The following is a 17,294-nucleotide window of genomic DNA, read 5'->3' as shown; positions in this document are numbered from 1 at the left end:
GATATGCAAGCTACTTATCGGGTTCGTCTGGCTGGGATGGTTTCCCGTTGTTTGCAAACGGCGATTCAGGCCCTAACGGCCATTGATGGATTTGTGTACGCAAGAGCAGGTCATAAGCATCGGAGGCCTTACAGATCACTTCAAACAGGCCGTGATGCTGCTCCCCGATCTCAAGCCACCGGATATGATCATGAATTTCAAGCAGGGTGTGGGCCTGTATACAAAGGTGGTAGGCCTTCAAAAGCAGGAAGCGCCGTTGCTTCGGGTTACTGCCCAGGAGACGTGGTTCGCCGTGCTTTAGAAGAGCGAGAATTAAGCCGTAAATCTCTTCGCGGTCGAAATCTATTTGATCAACCCAATCCAAAAAAGACCGCCCTTTCAGATCAGCAAACAAAGCGTCCGTGTCCTCCTGGTCAAGATGATGGAGGATTGTCTCGGAAAGCTCCCGTGTCTGTTCAGCGTAACCGGTAATGTCCATAGGTTTTGACCTCCAAAAGGAATGGCTTCTTACATAGAGGGTGACCCATGAAAAATCAAGTTGAAGTGTTTGAACCCGAGGAATTGACTGAATTTGAGCAGGACAGGCGGGATGCCTTGGAAGGCATCATCAAACGGAATATGGCCGGATTTATCGCTGTTGGCCTGGCTCTCAAGGAGATGTTGGAGTCCAGGCTTTACCGCTCCACCCATCCAACCTGGGAAGCCTATATTCGGGATTTCTTTGAGATATCAAGATCCTACGCATTGCGCTTAATAGACGCCGCCGACACGGTCCGGTTGATTTCCAACGAGGGCATCGACCCTGTTGACTTCGACGATGGGCGGCAAAATGTTGCCAATTGGCAACATCCTGTCCCGGCCAACGAAGCCCAGGTTCGCCCCTTAAGCAAGCTGCCCGTGGAGGATAGGCCCGGGGCCTGGTTTGAAGCGTTGAAGACGGCGCCCGAGGGGAAGATCACGGCCCGCCATGTGTCGGACACGGTCAAGAAAATCAAGGGTGAAACGGTCCAGCAGACCGTGAAAAAAATCAGGGAAGGGCTAAACAAGGATGAATTGTATTCGCCCGAGTTTAAAGGGGCCTTTGACGCTTTTCTAATCGAGATCGAGAAGGCCAAGGAGGGCGGCTTTAAGGAAACGTCCAAGGAAGCCATCACACGCCACCTGGACGCCCTGAAAACGGTTGTAGCAGCGAATTAGGGGGTAACCATGATCCAGGTTCAACCATATTATACCGCCCTGGAATTATCAAAAATCACTGGAGTTGGAGACAGGGCGATCCGCAAGCGGGCGACAAATGAAAGCTGGAGTTATGTTGTCCGGGTGGATAACGGCACAAGGAAAAAATGTTATTTGTATTCCCTGCTTCCCAAGCCCATCCAGGCCCAAATCCAGCTTTTTGAAGGCCAAGTAAAGGCTGATGAAAACCTGCCCGCGCCGGTTTGCTCCGGGACGTCGCCGGAAGCTCTGGAAATCCAGGCGACGGCGGCCAGACGCCTGCTTGCCGTCCAGGCGGTTTACGGCCACATGAATCTTGGGGCTACCCAGGCCAGCGCCATTGAGGTGGTCGGCAAACAGGCCGGACACAGCGAATCCAATATTTACCGGTGGCTTAACAAGGTGACAGGCTTGCCGGAACAGGATTGGATGCACGCCCTTGCGCCCAGGCCCAAGGCCCAGGCTCCGGCCAAGCAGGTAAAGCAAAAGCCGGAGGATTTGAAGGGCTGGCAACGGAAAACCATGGAAGCCCGGCTGGCAATCATCCAGGAGTGGAACAATCGGGCGGAAACCATGGGCGCCAATCAGGCGGCCCAATCCCTCATAGAAGAAGCGGAGTGCGGCGTTTTGCCGGAACATCTTCAAGGGCTCATTTCCGTTGCCAACGCCCGTAAAGGCAAGGACGGCAAGCGGACCCTCTCCCGGACAACCCTTTTCCGTTGGAAAAAGGACGTCAAGTCCGGGCTTACGGCTCTGGCCCCCAAGAAGGCGGACCCAAAGGATCTGCCAGCCTGGGCGGGGTTGTTCATGGAGTGCTACCGCAAAGCTGCAAAGCCCTCCGTTCCGGCCGCTTTGGAGGAAATGCAGGACGAAGCGCCCCCGGGTTTTCCTATTCCCACCCGGGATCAAGCCTACCGCTTTTTGAAAAAGATTTCGGTCAAGGACCGGAACAAGGGCCGCATGAGCCCCCAGCAGCTTCGGTCCATTCGCGGCCACATCATCCGCGACGATTCCGATCTTATGCCGACATCCATTTACGTGTGCGACGGCCATTCCTTCAAGGCCAGGGTGGCCCATCCCGCACATGGCGGGGCCTTCCATCCCGAGTGCTGCGCCGTCATTGATGTTGCAACGCGGGTGTGCGTGGGGTGGAGCGTTGGCCTGGCCGAATCCGCCAAAACAGTGGCGGACGCCCTGCGTCACGGCGTGACAGTAAATGAGAAAAAGCTGATTGGCGGCGTCCCGGCCATATTTTACAGCGATCGCGGCGCGGGCAACATGGCCAAGGTGATTTCGGATGATGTGACCGGACTCCTGGCCCGCATCGGGACCACCCAAAAGGTGGGCATCCCTGGCAACGCCCAGGCCCGTGGAATCGTGGAGCAATTGAACAAGCCCTTGTGGATACGGGCCGCCAAAAAGCTGCCCACATGCACCCACAAGGACATGGATAAAACCGTGGCCCGCAAGGTGTATTTGCAGGTGGAAAAGGACGTCCGCACCATGGGACGGAGCGATTTGCTGCCCACCTGGAAGCAGTTTTTGGACCTGTGCCGGGACACCGTGGACAGATACAACAATCGGCCCCACACCCACCTTCCCAAGGTTACGGACCCGAAAACAGGCCGCCGCCGCCACATGACGCCCATGGAAATGTGGGGCTCTTATCTTGCCGAAGGATGGCGGCCCGTAATTCTGGAAGAACACGAACTGACCGACCTTTTCCGGCCCTGCATCATGGTTACGACCAGGCGCGCCCAGGTGACGGTTTTCGGCAACCCATACTACGACCCGGAGTTGGAGCACTTCCACGGCCAAAAGGTGTTTGTGCATTACGACTGGCACGATCCCGACCGCGTGTGGGTGCGCGATCAGGACGAAAGCCTGATCTGCATCGCCCGGTTTAGGGCCAATGAAAAGCGGTGGTTCCCGAAATCCGTTGAGGAACAATGCATTGATCAGCGCGCCGCCCGCCGCGCCAAGCTCAAGGAAAACCAGCTTGCGGAAATCGAAGCCGAACGCCGGGGCGTGATCGACGTGGCGCCGATAGTCCCGGAATTGACGCCCGCCCAGGATCAAGCCGCCGCCAAGGTGATCGAACTGGCCGAACGCAAGCAGGCCCAGCGCCGCTATCCTTCTGATGATTTCGAGGCTTACGAGTGGCTTACGGACGAAATCCGGGCCGGCGCCGAACTCACGGCCCAGGAGCAGCAATGGGTGGATGATTTTGAACACTGCATGGAAACCGGCAAAAAGCGCGGCCTGCATAAGGCGGGCTGGGCGCCGTTCGCCGAACGGAACAAACGGGCGGCCATGTAAAGACCTTGGGGGCAAACCTTTTGTGAACAAAAGGATTTTCCCCCAAACCCCCTTTCCAAAAAACTTTAAATAGGGGGCATGAGGCTAAAGAGGGTCCGGGGAAGGCGTTATGCGGACGCGCTCCCCCGGAAAAACTAAACACTAAACAGGAGGTATCAGATGCAACACAAAATGGCAATGACCAAGAATGTGCGGCGGTTTTTGGCGGCGGTTCACGAGCTGCGGGACCGCCCTTTCGGCGTTGAGGGCATGGGGCTGCTTTTCGGCATTCCCGGGGAGGGCAAGTCCACCACCGTGGCCTACGCCACCAACGCCATGAACGGGATTTTCGTCCGGGCCATGAGTTCCTGGACAGTCACAACCATGATGGGCGCCTTGATGGTGGAGCTTGGATACGAGCCGCTCTACCGCATCGCCCCCATGGCCAACACCGTCACCCAGGCCCTGATGGAGGAACCCCGGCCCATATTCGTGGATGAGGCGGATTACCTGTTTCGCCAGCCTCAAATGGTGGACACCTTGCGGGACATTTACGACGTGACCGGCTCTCCGGTGATCCTGATCGGCATGGAGCTTATGGCCCGTAAAATCCGCACAAACGGCCGGTTTGCAAGGCGCATCACCCAATGGATCGAGTTTAAAGGCATCGACCTGGCGGACGCCCGCGTTTTGGCGGACACCATGTGCGAGGTGGGCATCGATGACGTCCTGCTGGCTTACATCCACAAGGAGGCCTGCGCCAACATAGGCCGCATGTCCACGGCCCTAAGCAAGGTGGAAACCTTCGGCAAGACCAACGGCATGGGCCTTGTGACCATGGATCATTGGGGGGACAGGCCTTTGTTCTACGATCAACCCGACTTTACCAAGAGGGGGAAATAATGCCGGGAGTCAAAGGGATGCAGCGTAGAAAAAGCACCAAGGGAAACGCCAGGTCCAAGGCGTGGCAAAGCATGCGCATCCTGCGCCGCTTTACCATCCCGGATCTGTGCCGCACATCCGGAGCCGGGCTGAACAACCTCCAGCGCTACCTGCGGCAATTGCTGATCCATGGCTTTGTTGCGGAGGTCGGGGAGTACAAGGGCGGCCGCCCGGGCAGCGCCAGGAATTACCGCCTGGTCAGGGATAACGGCCCGAATCATCCGGTCTATTGCGACAAATGCGACCAGCCCTTGACGGCCAAGGAATGCAGGCCCAAGGAGGCGGATAATGACTGATCACATGGCATTGCTCAACGAGGCCGTGGAAGCCCACGGACAAAGCGCCGTAGCCCGTCAAATCGGATACTCGCCCTCCGCAGTCAACCAGGTGCTTAAAGGCAAATACCGGGGAAACGCGGACGGAATCATGCAGCGGGTGGCGGAGGTTTACGGCACGGGAACGGTTGACTGCCCGGTCCTGGGAGAAATCCCTTTGTCCCGGTGCGCTGCCGAACGGAAAAAACCATTCGCCCCGTCAAGCCCTGTCAGGGCGCGTCTTTGGCGCGCCTGCCGGGAATGCGGGCAAGCATAAAAAGCGCCGGGGGACAACCTTTTGTGAACAAAAGGATTTTCCCCCGGACCCCCTTTCCAAAAAACTTTTTAAATGGGGAGATAAACGATGATTGAAATAGTTTTGACATTAGCGGCGGTCGGGATCGTAGCGGCGCTGAGCGTGGCTGCGGCATCCATGGTTATGAGCGCCCAGGAGGAAAACAACAGCATTATATCCGACGCCATGACATGGCGCATAACAGGGCCTGCGAGTCAAGGCGGGGGCGTGTGGACCTTCCCGGAACCCATGCCAGCCGGACGCAAACGCAGGGCGATAATCAGCCTGTATGAATGCCTGGATAAAAAGGCGGACCGCTTTGTCGACCGTAAATATGGAAGGCGCCTGGGTATCACATTTGAACAGTATGCGGCCTGCTCTGACTTTTACGACGCCAAAGCCCAGGCCATGGAAGAGGCTCTTAAAAACGGCGACGGCATTAATGTGTTCGCCAACGTCGCCAGGATAGTGCCTCTGAAACGCGGGAATGCGGCGGCTTAAAAGAGCCTTCGGCGAGTCGCTTTCTTGAAAGAAAGCTCCGCAAAGAACTTCAAAATGGCGCTACGCGCAAACGAAATGGAGGTTTAAATGGCAAGGAAAAAACCCAACAAAAACAGCTTGTACCCTGTACGCGATCTGAAAGAAGCAAACGAAGCCCTGCGGGAAATCGCCGCCATCAAACGCGAGATCGAGGCCGTCAACGCGAACATGAATGATCGCATCGACCAGGCCAAAGCGGACGCGGAGGTCGCAGCCGCCCCGTGGCAAACAAAAATGGAGGCCATTGAAAACGGGCTCCTGGCCTATGCTGAAATGAACAAGGACTCCCTGTTCGCTAAAAAGCGCTCGGTGGATCTGGATTTTGGAAGCATCGGGTTTCGCCGTTCCAAGGAAGTCAAGGCCCAGCCCAAAAAGACCCTGGCGTCGATTCTTGAAAAATTGAAATCCCTGGGCTTTTCGGAAGGCATCCGCGTCAAGGAAACCGTGAACAAGGACGTTCTCCGGGATTGGCCCGAGGAACGCCTGGCCATGGTGGACGCCCGGATCGTGGAGAAAGACACGTTCTGGATAGAGCCAGACGAAACCAAATTGACGGACAGGGCGGCGTAAACCGAAGGCGGGCTGCCAGGCCCGCCATTACCAACCAACGGAGGCGGCAATGAACGCGGCAGACATACAAAAAAGCGAACGGCTTCAAAAGGTGGACGCCCTGCTTTCCTCGGGCCTGGAATTCTCCACCATGGCAATCATAGCCCAGGCCAATGTGTGCGCGGTCAATTCCATTGTGGCCGAGCTGCGGGAAAATGGCCGCGTTATCCATTGCCGTCGTGACGGCGGAAAATGGCTTTATCGGATGGAGGTTTAAATCATGGCTTTAAAATGCCACGTCGTAATCATCGAGGATATGGACGAAGAACCCGTGCCGCTGTGCGACTGGTGGTACTGGCAAACAAAAGGCGGCTACGAAATCAGGCAGGAACTCAAAAAACAATTCGGCACCGAACCCCATTGCACCCACGAAAGCAAAGCATCGGCCAAACGCATGATGCAAGCCCTGCGAAGCCACTTGGACGTACCCATGAGCGTCCGCCTGGGGGAATGCCCGCACCTCACGAAAATCAGGAATATCCGCAAGGAGGCAAAAGCGGCATGACCAATCAGCCCAATAACTACGCCGTATGGCGCAAAAAGCAACTGGCGAAAATCCATATAGCCAAGGATCAGCTTGGCATGGATGAAACAACGTACCGCGAGATGCTGCATAACGTCGCGAAGGTCAAAAGCTCCAAGGACTTGGACGCTAACGGCTTTCGCGCCGTTTTAGAGCACCTGGCAAACTGCGGATTCAAGGCGACTCGCAAAAAACGCAACTCTTACCCGGGCCGCCCCAAAAACATGGACTCGAAGTCCAGCAGATCCGCGCAGCTTAAAAAGATCGAGGCCTATCTGGCCGAAGCCGGGAGGCCGTGGGCCTATGCGGACTCCATGGCAAAACGCATATGCAAGGTGGACCGCATCGCATGGGTGGATACCAAGGACCTGTACAAGATTATAACCGCCCTGCGGAAAGACGCCCAAAGGCATGGAAGGGATAAGGAGGCGTAATGGATCATTCTCAAATCATCGAAAAAATCAAAAAGTGCCTGGCTTTGGGGCGGAGCTCCAACGTCAACGAGGCGGCGTCCGCATTGCGCCACGCCCAGGCCATGATGGAAAAGTACAACATCTCCATGGATGAAGTGGCCATGTCCGACATCAGCGGGCAAAAAACCCAGGAGGCCCAGGGGGCGAACAATCCCCCACGGCACATTGGCTTTTTGATCGACAAAGTGAGGGCGCTGTTCCGCTGCTCCACGGTTTCCCTGCCCGGATGGGACGGGCGAAACTACACATTCGCCGTGGACTTTATAGGCCGCACGCCCAATCCCGAGATTGCCGCCTACACCTTTGACGTGCTCCGCCGCCGCCTGGTCGCCGGGCGCAAAGCCTACATGGCCAGCCTGCCCAAACGCCTGAAAAGGGCCACCAAAACAAAGCGGGCGGATCTTTGGTCTGAAATGTGGGTGCTTGCCGCTTTTAAAAACCTGCCCAAGCCTCCGCTTACCGAGGAAGAGGACAGGCTGATCACAGCTTATATGGATCAAAAATATCCCGCCCTGGTCGATTCCAAGCCGCGCAAAAAGCATAATGTCAGCATCCACGACGTCCAGGCCATGATGGACGGAAGCGAAGCCGGGTCACAGGTGTACGTGAGGCACGGCGTCAATTCCAAGGGCGAACAAGACCTGATTGGAGGGTAATTCATGACGGGACAGAAAAAACAAATCAAGCATGTGGTCGGGTTCAAAAAACAGTTCGCGCCAATGGTCAAGGCGGAACTAAAGAATCAAACCATCCGCAAGGAACGGAAACGGCCCATCAAGCCGGGCGACATCCTGCGCATGTATACCGGGCCTTATAAGCCTGGCAAACGCATCTTTCTTCGGGAGGCCGTGTGCCAGTCTGTGCAGCCGATCCGAATTAATACGGATGAAAGCGTGGTCCTGGACGGCAAGGAATTGAATGGAGAAGCCGCTTTCAAGCTGGCCCAGGATGATGGATTCCCCTTGACCGAAAAGTTTGTCGATTTTTTCCGTCAAAACTACGGCCTGCCCTTTGAGGGCGTGTTGATAAGGTGGTGAGCATGAAAATGGTCTGTCCGTCATGCGGGGCAATCCATAGCGCGGAGGCGTGGGAGAATGACGCCGACGCCCGGCAATGCCTGGGCATCGTCGCCAAAATGAACAAGGCCGTGGCGCCCGTGGCGCTTTCGTACCTGGGATTTTTCCGGCCTGCATCAGGCCGGGGACTCCAATGGAAAAAGGCCCTCCGCCTGATCCAGGAATTAAACTCCCTGGCCATGGCCGCTGAAATCGGATGGAAAAACAACCGGGTGCTCCAAAACCGCCCGGAAATCTGGGCCAGGGCCATCGAACGCATGATTGCCAGGCCGCCCTCGGATCTTCCTCTCGACTCACACAACTACCTGCGGGCCATCGCCTACTCCATCGCCAAAGAGGAATCCGTCATCATCGAAAAAGAACGCAACCAGGCCGAAAACGACGGCACAGCCCAGGCAGCACGCGCCGCAGGATACGGCGAAAGCCTGAGCAAAGACATCGGCAAAAGCATCTATGAGGACTTTAAAAAGGGTCTGAAAAAATGAAAATAATTTACGAACCAAAAGGGGCGGCCAGGGAATACGCGCCTCTTGCCTGCAACCTGTACACGACATGCCCGCACGGGTGTCTGTACTGCTACGCCCCCGGCGCCACCAGGAAGGCGCGCGAAGCATTCAACCAACCGGCCCAACTGAAAAAGAACGCCCTGGAAAGGCTGGAACATGACGCGGCCAGGGTGGAAGCCAAAGGCGACGACCGAGAAATCCTTTTGTCATTCATCGGCGATCCTTACCCGTGGATGGGCGGGGAAGCCACCCGCGAAGCAATCAAAATCTTAATTCATCATAAATTAAGATTTACGGTTTTGACCAAGGGCGGGCTAAGAGCGATCAAGGATTTCCATTTGTTGAAAGGGTACGACAAATGCTCTTTCGGAACCTCCCTTGTATGGATCAAGCAAGGCTCGGTCAACCGTTGGGAGCCGTTTGCAGCCACGGTGAAAAGCAGAATAGCGGCCATAAAAACCGCCAAGGCCATGGGCATAAAAACCTGGATATCCTTGGAGCCGGTCATAGACCCCGCCCAGGCTCTGGCCGTGATCCGCGCCACCCACAAGTATGTGGATCACTACAAAGTCGGCAAAATCAACCACGACAAAGAACGGGAAAGCCGCATCCATTGGCATGATTTCCGCCGTGAGCTGGGCATGCTGTGCCTGGAGCTGGACGTGGACTACACCGAAAAGAAATCATTGAGGAACATCTAATGAGCGAACGCAAAGCAGCAATCAGACAACCCAAGCCCACCCGCGAAAGGCCGGGCGTGGAGGTATTGCCGGAAGTGATTAAAGATCTGGAAGCGCGCATCCAGGTTGGCATTAAAAAATACGGCGAACCTTTGACCACCCATAACGGGCGGGACGCCCTTTTGGATGCGTACCAGGAAGTACTGGACCTGGCAGTTTACATGAAACAAGAGATTTTGGAGCGCGGCCTGGAAAGAGGCTTCGGCCCGGAAGCGTCAAAAAAATGGAGGGAAATCCATGGAATGGACGCCGGTATGCATTCCCACGGGGACCATGGGAACGAGGGGCAGGCACAGGGGCCCGCCGCTACAAAAGACGGGCAGGGAAACCCTGCCCCTACGGACAACACGTGGGCGGTTCCGGGCATTCTGGTTATTGCGGTCTTAATAATCTTTGGGATCTTGGCGCTGGTTGAATACGTGTTTTAAAGAGGTTTTAAATGGACGTTAAAACGGCGGAAATGCAGTTGAAGGGCATGCTTGATGTCGCGAAGATCCCGGCCAAGCCGTCCTATACTCCGGGCGACGTGTGCCGCATCCTGGGCATATCCGACCGGACTTTCCGCCGCCGCGCAAACACCTACGAACCCGGACCCAGCGAAACCACCCCCATGGACCCGGAATGCATCGATACCTACTCGACAGGAGGTCATAAGCGCGTCAGACACGACGAGCTTGTGGCCTACCTCATCCGCAACCAAACCTACGCCCGCATCAATGCGGAGCAACCCCAGCAACTCTCCCTGTTCGATATCTAAAAGTTTTTCACAACTTATCAAATTAAGCGGACAAACCCGGACAAACCGGCGCGACTTCCCCTCTATATTTCCCATAAAGTAGGCCCCATGATTTGCCCTGCAAGCCCCCACTTGCCGGGCCATAGCAGTAGGCCATCAGTATCACTCCATCCGAAAGCTCCCTCCCTTCAACGTGGCAGTGGGGGAGGGAGCGACGGAGGCCGGGAAGCCCGGCGGCTAAATGGCGCGGGGAATCACCCCCACCCCGGCCCTCCCCCGTCAAGGGGGAGGGAGAAATACAACGACGCTGGGTTCCCGATAGGGACATTCGGGAATGACGGACAATCGTATGCATTCCCACGCGGAGCATGGGAACGAGAGGGAAAACGATATGGAAAAAATCATCATCAGCCCCACCGGAAAGTGCATGAGAAGCGATGCGGCCGGCGCCGGTTTTTACGGAGCCTCCCGAGGCGGACGCATCCACGAAGGCATGGACTTCCTTTGTGAACCCGGCCAGGACGTTGTCTCCCCCATTACAGGCCGCGTTATCCGGCTGGCCAGGCCATACGCCCAAGGGCCATACAGCGGCGTACTTATCCAGGGCGATAAGGTCGCGGTCAAGATGTTTTATGTGGACGTCACCGAACGCCCTGGCGATCGCGTTGAACAGGGCGAAGTCATCGGCACGGCCCAGGACATCACCCAACGGTACAACCACCCGGACATGCAGCCCCACGTGCATTTGCAGATCGAGCACGCCGACCCGGCGTTGTTCATGGGGGAATAAACGCATGGATTGGAAATCAGTTGGCAAGACGATCGCCAAGGTGGGAGCGCCCTTACTCGGAACAGCCGTGGCAGGCCCGGCCGGAGGCGCAGCACTTGGAACCCTGGTTGCCTCCCTGTTCGGGACAGATCCCGACGATCCCGAGGCCCTGGAAGCCGCCATAAACGCCGACCCGGAAGCCGCTCTCAAGCTCCGGGAACTGGAACTACAAAACACCCTGGAACTCCAAAAGCTGGTGGTGGAAAACGCCCGCATTGAATCGGCCGAACGTGTGACGACTATCCAGGAAGTCAACTCGACTATGCGGACAGAAGGGAAGTCCGAGCATTGGATTCAATACTCATGGCGGCCCTTTATCGGCTTCTGTTTTCCAGTCACAGCCTTGGCTGTTTACGTAATTTTACCCCTGGCGCATTGCGAGGTGCCGAACGTTCCGGACTGGATATGGCTATCCTTCGGGGCGATCCTGGGCGTCACAACCTGGGATCGCGGCAAGGAGAAACGCGCCAAGGCTGGCGAAGTGGCAAAGCCAGGCATTGTGTCCAGCGTCGTGTCAGCCATACGCGGCCAAGGATAAGCGCATGCCAGACGCCACGGACATGGCCCAAGAGAAAGAGGCAGATTTCACCCGCCAGGCCATAGCGGCGGCAAGGACAAGGCCGGGCATACGCACATACGAAACATGCCGGGATTGCGGAGACCCCATCCCCCTGGCCAGGCGGCAAGCCGTACCCGGCTGTGAAAGATGCATTGACTGTCAGGAAGAATACGAACGGCTCCATAAAACCACGGGAGGATAAATGGGAATCCTTGAAACCATACCGGCTTCGACAATTGGGGTGATCGCCAGCGTTTTGGGTCTGCCAGGCCTGATTTTTATCGTCTGGTATGTGGATCAGCGCCGCACCGAACGGATTTTGGCGGAGTACAAAAACGACATGGCCACCCTGGCCAAGTTCTACGAAAACAACGTGGAGCTTGTGACCAATTACCAGAAGCTGGCCAACGAGCTGGCCGAAATCATCCACCTGAACACCCAGGCCCAAACCAACCTGGTGAACGCCATCAAAAACAACACCTTCTGCCCCATGGTCAGAAAGGAGACCGGTCAATGAATACGCAAAGGGCCATCATCAAAGGACACATCGCCGACCTGAAACCCAAAAAGATTGAGCTTGCAGGCCGGATCGCGGCCAATTTGCGGGCCGTCAAAAACACCCTGGCCGCCAGCACGGTGACGTCCATCGAGCAATTGGACATTGAAGGCGCGGCCGTTCATTTGTCGGAAGCCGCCTCCCTGAAAGCCGAATACCTGGAAACCTGCGGGAAGATCGCCGCCCTGGAAAGTGAGTTGGAATAAATGGGCCACGCCAAAATCAGGAAACGCTCCCGGATCGAGACGGAGCTTCCCCGGGATCTCCGGGAAGAACTGCACCGCATCCTCCTGGAAGGGGCCACCTACGAGGAAGCCTGCCAGTATTGCAAGGATCGCGGCCATGACATCAGCCGTTCGTCCATGGGCCGGTACGGCAAGACGTTTTTCGAGGCTTATCAGGCCGTCAAACAGTTTGAAGACCAGGCCCAGGCCTTGAAGTCCGAGGTGGGCGAAGGCCTGACCTTGGAGGAAGCCACCTCCAAGATGATGCTGCAAAAGGTCATGGCCGGGCTGGTTTCCGGGGAGGCGGACATTTTGGAGATTCCCCGGCTGATTTCGGACGTGGCCAAGCTGCAAGCCTCTTCCGTGGCCCGGGAAAAGTTGAAAGCCGACCTGGCCGCCCGGGTCAAAAAGGTGGCTGGCGAAGTGGCGGACGCCGTGAAAAAGAGCGGCCTGTCCGATGACGCTGCCGACAAAATCAAACGCAAGATATTGGGGATTGCCAACTGATGAAAGGCCACCCTGGAAAAGAAGACCGCTCCCACCGCACTCCGGCTGTGTTTCTTGGCTACCAGCAAGAATGGGCCAAGGATCAGGCCCAGGTCAAACTGTGGGAGAAATCCAGGCGGATCGGCGCCTCCTGGGGCGAAGCCGGAGAAGACACCCTCCTTGCCGCTTCCGAGAATGGCATGGACGTGTTTTACATCGGCTACAACAAGGACATGGCCCAGGAGTTCATAGAGGATTGCGCGGATTGGGCGCGGTTTTACAACGAGGCGGCCGGGGAGATTGAGGAATTCCTGTTTGACGACGAAGCCGACGAAAAGAAAAGCATCCTGGCCTTTCGCATCCGGTTTCATTCCGGGCACAAGATTGTCGCCTTATCCTCCAGGCCCGCCAACCTGCGCGGCAAGCAGGGGAAGATCGTTATAGACGAGGCGGCCTTTCACGACGACCTGGCCGGGCTTATCAAGGCCGCCATGGCCATGCTGATTTGGGGCGGCCGCGTGGTTATCATTTCCACCCATAACGGCGTGGACAACCCATTCAACGAGTTGATCGAGGCTATCAAGGCGGGGAAAAAGCCTTATTCCCTCCACACCACCACATTTGACGACGCCTTGGCGGACGGACTTTACGGCCGCGTTTGCCTGCGGCGCGGCATCGAATGGACCCAGGAAGGCCAGGACGCCTGGCGCAAGGACGTTGTGGACAATTACGGCGACGACGCAGACGAGGAATTGTTCGTGATCCCGGCCCATGGCGCGGATATCTACCTGGCCCGGACTTTGGTCCTTTCGTGCATGAGCCCGGACATCCCGGTTTATCGCTGGAAGTGCAAGGACTCTTTCGTCCACGAGCATGAATTCGTCCGGGAAAAGGCGGCAAGGGAATGGTGCGAGGAAAACCTTAAGCCGCATTTGGATCGGCTGGACCCATACTTGAAAACCTACTTTGGAGAGGACTTCGGCCGGACAGGCGACTTGACCGACATCTTCCCATTACAGGAACAGCCCGGCCTGAAATACCACGCGCCCTTTGTTGCGGACTTGAGAAACGTCCCGTTTGAGCAGCAAAGGCATGTGCTTTTTTACATCGTGGACAGGCTGCCGCGTTTTACGGGCGGCGCCCTGGACTCACGGGGCAACGGCCAATACCTGGCCGAAGTGGCCATGCAGCGCTACGGCTCCGCACGCATCCACATGGTTAGTCCGTCCCAGGGCTGGTATCAGGAAACCATGCCCAAATACAAAAAGGCCTTTGAAGACAAGGAAATCCTTATCCCCAGGGACTCGGACATCCTGGAGGATCATCGGTCCGTAAAGATGAGAAAAGGCGTGGCCAAGGTGCCGGACGATTACCGGACGAAAGGCTCGGACGGAGGGCAGCGCCACGGGGATTCGGCCATAGCCGGGTGCATGGCCTGGTACGCCGTCCAGAATATCGACGGCGTGGAAATCGACTTCAACTCCACCGGCAAAAAACGCGCATCCACCCGCATGGACGGGTTTATGGGGTAAACCATGACAGAGGAACAAGTCACTAAAAAGCCCGAGAAAAATGAAGTAGCCTCCATCAAAAAGGACATCGACCTTTTTGCGGGATGGTTCGGGCATTTGGAAAACCCGGACCCTGTCTTGCGCACCCAGGCGGGGGGCAAAGGCATCCGGCTGTACGATGAGGTGGACCGCGACTCCCACGCCTCCAGCGTTTTGCAAACCCGCGCCCTGGCCGTTGCCGGGTGCGAGCTTGAGGTCAGGCCAGGCTCGGATGATGAACGCGGCCAGGAAATAGCGGACTTTGTCCAGGAAGCCCTGGGCGGGTTTAACTTCACCCAGGCCATCCAGGAGTTGATGCAGGCCGTGCTTTTCGGGTTCCGCGTGGGAGAAATCATGTGGACCAACCGTGGCGGCAAATGGCTCCCGAAAAAGATCATCGGCAAGCACCCGCGCCGCTTCGCCTTTACCGACGAACGGGAGCTGCGGCTTCTCACCCCGGAAAACATGATGGACGGCGAGCCGGTTCCCGACCGCAAATTCCTGGTTTTCTGTTACGGCGATTCCGACTCGCCTTACGGCAAGGGCCTGGGCCAAAAGCTCTGGTGGAGCGTCTGGTTTAAAAAGCACGGCATCAAATACTGGATGGTTTTCCTGGAAAAATTCGGCATGCCCACGGCCGTTGGCAAATACCCGCCCAACGCCGACCAGGACGCCAAGGACAAGCTGCTTGCCACCCTGGACGCCATCCAAAACGAAACCTGCATCACCATCCCGGAGGGCATGGCGGCGGAATTCCTGGAGGCCAAGCGGGGCGGCAAGGTCACGTATGAAACCGTGTGCGAATACATGGACAAGCAGATTTCCAAGGCGGTCCTGGGCCAGACCGCATCCACCGAAGGCACCCCCGGCAAGCTGGGCAATGAGGATTCCCAGGAAGCGGTCCGCCAGGACATCCTGAAGGCGGACGCGGATCTTTTGGCCGAATGCCTGAACGAAAGCCTCATCCCCTGGATGGTGGACTACAACTATTCCGGCGTCACCGAATATCCCCGGATGTGGTTCCGGGTGGAGCCCGAGCAGGATTTGAAAGCCCTGGCCGAACGGGACAAGACGCTGACCAAGGAAATCGGCGTCCGGGTTGATGACGATTACTGGTACGAAACCTACAACCTGCCCAGGCCCGAAAACGCCAAGGACGCCCAGAGCCCCTTGTATGAGTACCACTTCAAGTACGGCACGATCAGCAAAAACGAAGCCCGCGATCGCCTGGGCCTGGAGCCAAGGCCGGGCGGCGATGAGCTGATCACGCCCGAAGCCATGCAAGGCATTATGGCGGAGGCCGAAAAACAGAACGGCGCCGCGGAATTCGCCGAGGCCGTGATCGAGTTGTCGGAGGAAAGTTTCCAGCGGGATCTGGACGCCAGGGCGGATTCCCGCGTGAAGGAAGCCGCGTCCCTGATGGAAGCCTGGCTCGGGCAGATTTCCGGGTTTGTCCGTGGGGCCGGTTCCCTCAAGAAGGCGGCCGCCAAAATAGACTCCCTGTCCATGGACTCCGCATCCATTGCCGAAGCCCTGGCCGCGTCCCTGATGGAAGCCGACGCCCTGGGCGTTGAATCCGTGGAATCCGAGGCCGATTTTTCCGAGGCGGAATGGGGGCCGGGGACTCCTTTCAAGGAAGCCATGGACTACTTCCGGGACAAGGCTTTCCGCATCGCGGGCGTGGCCAGCGCCGATTTGCTGGCCATGGTCAAGGCCGAAATCCTCAAGGCCATGGAGGAAGGCTCCACCCTGGAAAATTTCATGAAGGCCATGCCGGCCCTTTTTGAAAGCAAGGGCTACAAGGCATTGAGGCCCTGGCGGGTGAACACCATCTGGCGCACGAACATGCAGGTCAGCTATCAGGGCGGGCGGTTTAGGCAGTTGACCACCCCGGCCATGAAGGCGGCCCGGCCTTATTGGCGGTATATGGCCGTCCTGGACGCAAGCTCCCGGCCGGAGCACGCGGCCATGCACGGCAAGATATTCCGGTGGGATCACCCTGTCTGGGAAAAGTGGTATCCGCCCAACGGCTTTAACTGCCGCTGCACGGTCGTGGCTGTGTCCGCCCGGGAGATCGCCCGCAACAAGTGGAAGGTCGAAACGGTGGACCCCACCAACACCCTGATCGAACCCGTGGACCCGGCCACCGGCCACACCATGCCCGCCCGGTATCTCATCCCCGATCCGGGATGGGCGAACATGCCTTTCAAGGAGGCCGCGTAAATGGGCGTGAATCAGGTCATATCCGTGGATGACGCGGAGGTCGCTGGCCTGCTTGGCAAGCTGCTTCAGCGCCTGGGCGATCTGACGCCGGTCATGGAAGTCATCGGCGAAATCGTCCACGCAAGCATTCTGCGGAACTTCGAGGTCGGCGGCCGCCCAGCGTGGCAGGGGCTTTCGGACGTCACCATCTCCCGGCGCATTGCAGAAAAAAAATGGCCCGGCCAGATCCTGGTCAGGTCCGGGGAACTCATGCGGAGCATTTCCTACCAGGCCTTCCCGGACAAGGTGGTGCTTTCGGCCAACAGCATCAAGGCGGCCACGCTCCATTTCGGCGCCAGGAAAGGACAGTTCGGGCAAAAGGTTGTCCGGGTGAAATCGTTCACCCGCAGGGACGGCGTCAAGGTGAGTTCGCACAACAGGAAAACAACCCTGCCATGGGGCGACATCCCGGCCCGGCCGTTCATGATGGTGCAGCCCGAGGATTGGGGCGAAATCAGGGAGTCGCTCGTGGACATCCTGGAGCAGGCTTAAAGGGCTTTCAGAACACGTTTAAAAACGCCCGTGTCTTTTTAAACAAGGCCCGGCCGCATGACAGGGCGG

General features: G+C 57.3%; 26 protein-coding genes. 25 read left to right on the top strand and 1 reads right to left on the bottom strand.

Annotated elements, in window-relative coordinates; genetic code table 11:
* Window positions 1–10 precede the first annotated feature (10 nt).
* Window positions 11–478 (bottom strand): hypothetical protein, encoded by a 468-nt coding sequence (locus G491_RS0111370; protein WP_028314698.1) that lies wholly within the window; start codon window positions 476–478, stop codon window positions 11–13.
* A gap of 47 nt (window positions 479–525) precedes the next feature.
* Between G491_RS0111370 and G491_RS0111365 the strand changes: the two genes are divergently transcribed.
* From G491_RS0111365 to G491_RS33760, 25 genes are all read left to right on the top strand, one after another.
* Window positions 526–1,197, top strand: a complete 672-nt coding sequence (locus tag G491_RS0111365; RefSeq protein ID WP_028314697.1) for a hypothetical protein — start codon at window positions 526–528, stop codon at window positions 1,195–1,197.
* 9 nt (window positions 1,198–1,206) lie between these two features.
* Window positions 1,207–3,534, top strand: a complete 2,328-nt coding sequence (locus G491_RS0111360; protein WP_028314696.1) for a Mu transposase C-terminal domain-containing protein — start codon at window positions 1,207–1,209, stop codon at window positions 3,532–3,534.
* Window positions 3,535–3,693: 159 nt separating this feature from the next.
* Window positions 3,694–4,416, top strand: coding sequence for an AAA family ATPase (locus tag G491_RS0111355; RefSeq protein ID WP_028314695.1), 723 nt, complete (start codon window positions 3,694–3,696; stop codon window positions 4,414–4,416).
* Window positions 4,417–4,433: 17 nt separating this feature from the next.
* Window positions 4,434–4,751: a hypothetical protein gene (locus G491_RS0111350; RefSeq protein WP_157468233.1), complete on the top strand. Its 318-nt coding sequence runs from the start codon at window positions 4,434–4,436 to the stop codon at window positions 4,749–4,751.
* On the top strand, window positions 4,744–5,046 hold the full coding sequence (locus tag G491_RS0111345; protein ID WP_084511484.1) for a helix-turn-helix domain-containing protein: 303 nt from the start codon (window positions 4,744–4,746) through the stop codon (window positions 5,044–5,046). The genes G491_RS0111350 and G491_RS0111345 overlap by 8 nt, the downstream gene beginning before the upstream one ends.
* A gap of 87 nt (window positions 5,047–5,133) precedes the next feature.
* Window positions 5,134–5,565: a hypothetical protein gene (locus tag G491_RS0111340; protein WP_028314692.1), complete on the top strand. Its 432-nt coding sequence runs from the start codon at window positions 5,134–5,136 to the stop codon at window positions 5,563–5,565.
* 87 nt (window positions 5,566–5,652) lie between these two features.
* Entirely contained in the window at window positions 5,653–6,174 is a 522-nt protein-coding gene (locus tag G491_RS0111335; RefSeq protein ID WP_028314691.1) for a host-nuclease inhibitor Gam family protein, read from the top strand.
* 49 nt (window positions 6,175–6,223) lie between these two features.
* A complete protein-coding gene (locus tag G491_RS0111330; RefSeq protein ID WP_028314690.1) occupies window positions 6,224–6,430 on the top strand; it encodes a hypothetical protein in 207 nt (68 codons plus the stop codon).
* A gap of 3 nt (window positions 6,431–6,433) precedes the next feature.
* On the top strand, window positions 6,434–6,718 hold the full coding sequence (locus G491_RS0111325; protein ID WP_028314689.1) for a hypothetical protein: 285 nt from the start codon (window positions 6,434–6,436) through the stop codon (window positions 6,716–6,718).
* Window positions 6,715–7,170: a gp16 family protein gene (locus G491_RS0111320; RefSeq protein ID WP_051327188.1), complete on the top strand. Its 456-nt coding sequence runs from the start codon at window positions 6,715–6,717 to the stop codon at window positions 7,168–7,170. The genes G491_RS0111325 and G491_RS0111320 overlap by 4 nt, the downstream gene beginning before the upstream one ends.
* Window positions 7,170–7,865, top strand: coding sequence for a DUF2786 domain-containing protein (locus tag G491_RS0111315; protein ID WP_028314687.1), 696 nt, complete (start codon window positions 7,170–7,172; stop codon window positions 7,863–7,865). Before G491_RS0111320 ends, G491_RS0111315 begins: the two co-directional genes overlap by 1 nt.
* Window positions 7,866–7,868: 3 nt before the next feature.
* Window positions 7,869–8,246 (top strand): ASCH domain-containing protein, encoded by a 378-nt coding sequence (locus G491_RS0111310; protein ID WP_028314686.1) that lies wholly within the window; start codon window positions 7,869–7,871, stop codon window positions 8,244–8,246.
* Window positions 8,247–8,248: 2 nt separating this feature from the next.
* Entirely contained in the window at window positions 8,249–8,770 is a 522-nt protein-coding gene (locus G491_RS0111305) for a hypothetical protein (protein ID WP_028314685.1), read from the top strand.
* Window positions 8,767–9,492, top strand: a complete 726-nt coding sequence (locus G491_RS0111300; protein WP_028314684.1) for a radical SAM protein — start codon at window positions 8,767–8,769, stop codon at window positions 9,490–9,492. The genes G491_RS0111305 and G491_RS0111300 overlap by 4 nt, the downstream gene beginning before the upstream one ends.
* Window positions 9,492–9,959: a hypothetical protein gene (locus tag G491_RS33775; protein WP_051327187.1), complete on the top strand. Its 468-nt coding sequence runs from the start codon at window positions 9,492–9,494 to the stop codon at window positions 9,957–9,959. Before G491_RS0111300 ends, G491_RS33775 begins: the two co-directional genes overlap by 1 nt.
* Window positions 9,960–9,970: 11 nt before the next feature.
* Window positions 9,971–10,288, top strand: a complete 318-nt coding sequence (locus tag G491_RS0111290; protein WP_028314683.1) for a helix-turn-helix domain-containing protein — start codon at window positions 9,971–9,973, stop codon at window positions 10,286–10,288.
* A gap of 313 nt (window positions 10,289–10,601) precedes the next feature.
* On the top strand, window positions 10,602–11,057 hold the full coding sequence (locus G491_RS0111285) for a M23 family metallopeptidase (RefSeq protein ID WP_028314682.1): 456 nt from the start codon (window positions 10,602–10,604) through the stop codon (window positions 11,055–11,057).
* A gap of 4 nt (window positions 11,058–11,061) precedes the next feature.
* On the top strand, window positions 11,062–11,634 hold the full coding sequence (locus G491_RS33770; protein ID WP_051327186.1) for a 3TM-type holin: 573 nt from the start codon (window positions 11,062–11,064) through the stop codon (window positions 11,632–11,634).
* A gap of 4 nt (window positions 11,635–11,638) precedes the next feature.
* Window positions 11,639–11,857: a TraR/DksA family transcriptional regulator gene (locus tag G491_RS30415; RefSeq protein WP_035218572.1), complete on the top strand. Its 219-nt coding sequence runs from the start codon at window positions 11,639–11,641 to the stop codon at window positions 11,855–11,857.
* Window positions 11,858–12,172, top strand: coding sequence for a hypothetical protein (locus G491_RS30410; RefSeq protein ID WP_035218569.1), 315 nt, complete (start codon window positions 11,858–11,860; stop codon window positions 12,170–12,172).
* Window positions 12,169–12,417 carry a hypothetical protein gene (locus tag G491_RS0111260; RefSeq protein ID WP_028314681.1) on the top strand — a complete coding sequence of 83 codons (249 nt, stop codon included), beginning with the start codon at window positions 12,169–12,171 and terminating at the stop codon, window positions 12,415–12,417. Before G491_RS30410 ends, G491_RS0111260 begins: the two co-directional genes overlap by 4 nt.
* Window positions 12,418–12,942, top strand: coding sequence for a DUF3486 family protein (locus G491_RS0111255; RefSeq protein WP_028314680.1), 525 nt, complete (start codon window positions 12,418–12,420; stop codon window positions 12,940–12,942).
* Window positions 12,942–14,453, top strand: a complete 1,512-nt coding sequence (locus G491_RS0111250) for a hypothetical protein (protein ID WP_028314679.1) — start codon at window positions 12,942–12,944, stop codon at window positions 14,451–14,453. The genes G491_RS0111255 and G491_RS0111250 overlap by 1 nt, the downstream gene beginning before the upstream one ends.
* A gap of 3 nt (window positions 14,454–14,456) precedes the next feature.
* Window positions 14,457–16,694 (top strand): phage head morphogenesis protein, encoded by a 2,238-nt coding sequence (locus G491_RS33765; protein WP_051327185.1) that lies wholly within the window; start codon window positions 14,457–14,459, stop codon window positions 16,692–16,694.
* Window positions 16,695–17,225, top strand: a complete 531-nt coding sequence (locus G491_RS33760) for a phage virion morphogenesis protein (protein ID WP_051327184.1) — start codon at window positions 16,695–16,697, stop codon at window positions 17,223–17,225. It begins immediately after the preceding gene.
* The last annotated feature ends 69 nt before the right edge of the window (window positions 17,226–17,294 follow it).

The sequence above is a fragment of the Desulfatibacillum aliphaticivorans DSM 15576 genome, from assembly GCF_000429905.1.
GTDB classification, from domain to species: Bacteria; Desulfobacterota; Desulfobacteria; order Desulfobacterales; family Desulfatibacillaceae; genus Desulfatibacillum; species Desulfatibacillum aliphaticivorans.
This window is presented reverse-complemented; position numbering and strand designations above follow the sequence as displayed.

Excerpts from the sequence above, each read along its gene's own strand:
- G491_RS0111370 (WP_028314698.1), bottom strand. The coding sequence starts at position 478 with ATGGACATTACCGGTTACGCTGAACAGACACGGGAGCTTTCCGAGACA.
- G491_RS0111365 (WP_028314697.1), top strand. The coding sequence starts at position 526 with ATGAAAAATCAAGTTGAAGTGTTTGAACCCGAGGAATTGACTGAATTT.
- G491_RS0111360 (WP_028314696.1), top strand. The coding sequence starts at position 1,207 with ATGATCCAGGTTCAACCATATTATACCGCCCTGGAATTATCAAAAATC.
- G491_RS0111355 (WP_028314695.1), top strand. The coding sequence starts at position 3,694 with ATGCAACACAAAATGGCAATGACCAAGAATGTGCGGCGGTTTTTGGCG.
- G491_RS0111350 (WP_157468233.1), top strand. The coding sequence starts at position 4,434 with ATGCAGCGTAGAAAAAGCACCAAGGGAAACGCCAGGTCCAAGGCGTGG.
- G491_RS0111345 (WP_084511484.1), top strand. The coding sequence starts at position 4,744 with ATGACTGATCACATGGCATTGCTCAACGAGGCCGTGGAAGCCCACGGA.
- G491_RS0111340 (WP_028314692.1), top strand. The coding sequence starts at position 5,134 with ATGATTGAAATAGTTTTGACATTAGCGGCGGTCGGGATCGTAGCGGCG.
- G491_RS0111335 (WP_028314691.1), top strand. The coding sequence starts at position 5,653 with ATGGCAAGGAAAAAACCCAACAAAAACAGCTTGTACCCTGTACGCGAT.
- G491_RS0111330 (WP_028314690.1), top strand. The coding sequence starts at position 6,224 with ATGAACGCGGCAGACATACAAAAAAGCGAACGGCTTCAAAAGGTGGAC.
- G491_RS0111325 (WP_028314689.1), top strand. The coding sequence starts at position 6,434 with ATGGCTTTAAAATGCCACGTCGTAATCATCGAGGATATGGACGAAGAA.
- G491_RS0111320 (WP_051327188.1), top strand. The coding sequence starts at position 6,715 with ATGACCAATCAGCCCAATAACTACGCCGTATGGCGCAAAAAGCAACTG.
- G491_RS0111315 (WP_028314687.1), top strand. The coding sequence starts at position 7,170 with ATGGATCATTCTCAAATCATCGAAAAAATCAAAAAGTGCCTGGCTTTG.
- G491_RS0111310 (WP_028314686.1), top strand. The coding sequence starts at position 7,869 with ATGACGGGACAGAAAAAACAAATCAAGCATGTGGTCGGGTTCAAAAAA.
- G491_RS0111305 (WP_028314685.1), top strand. The coding sequence starts at position 8,249 with ATGAAAATGGTCTGTCCGTCATGCGGGGCAATCCATAGCGCGGAGGCG.
- G491_RS0111300 (WP_028314684.1), top strand. The coding sequence starts at position 8,767 with ATGAAAATAATTTACGAACCAAAAGGGGCGGCCAGGGAATACGCGCCT.
- G491_RS33775 (WP_051327187.1), top strand. The coding sequence starts at position 9,492 with ATGAGCGAACGCAAAGCAGCAATCAGACAACCCAAGCCCACCCGCGAA.
- G491_RS0111290 (WP_028314683.1), top strand. The coding sequence starts at position 9,971 with ATGGACGTTAAAACGGCGGAAATGCAGTTGAAGGGCATGCTTGATGTC.
- G491_RS0111285 (WP_028314682.1), top strand. The coding sequence starts at position 10,602 with ATGACGGACAATCGTATGCATTCCCACGCGGAGCATGGGAACGAGAGG.
- G491_RS33770 (WP_051327186.1), top strand. The coding sequence starts at position 11,062 with ATGGATTGGAAATCAGTTGGCAAGACGATCGCCAAGGTGGGAGCGCCC.
- G491_RS30415 (WP_035218572.1), top strand. The coding sequence starts at position 11,639 with ATGCCAGACGCCACGGACATGGCCCAAGAGAAAGAGGCAGATTTCACC.
- G491_RS30410 (WP_035218569.1), top strand. The coding sequence starts at position 11,858 with ATGGGAATCCTTGAAACCATACCGGCTTCGACAATTGGGGTGATCGCC.
- G491_RS0111260 (WP_028314681.1), top strand. The coding sequence starts at position 12,169 with ATGAATACGCAAAGGGCCATCATCAAAGGACACATCGCCGACCTGAAA.
- G491_RS0111255 (WP_028314680.1), top strand. The coding sequence starts at position 12,418 with ATGGGCCACGCCAAAATCAGGAAACGCTCCCGGATCGAGACGGAGCTT.
- G491_RS0111250 (WP_028314679.1), top strand. The coding sequence starts at position 12,942 with ATGAAAGGCCACCCTGGAAAAGAAGACCGCTCCCACCGCACTCCGGCT.
- G491_RS33765 (WP_051327185.1), top strand. The coding sequence starts at position 14,457 with ATGACAGAGGAACAAGTCACTAAAAAGCCCGAGAAAAATGAAGTAGCC.
- G491_RS33760 (WP_051327184.1), top strand. The coding sequence starts at position 16,695 with ATGGGCGTGAATCAGGTCATATCCGTGGATGACGCGGAGGTCGCTGGC.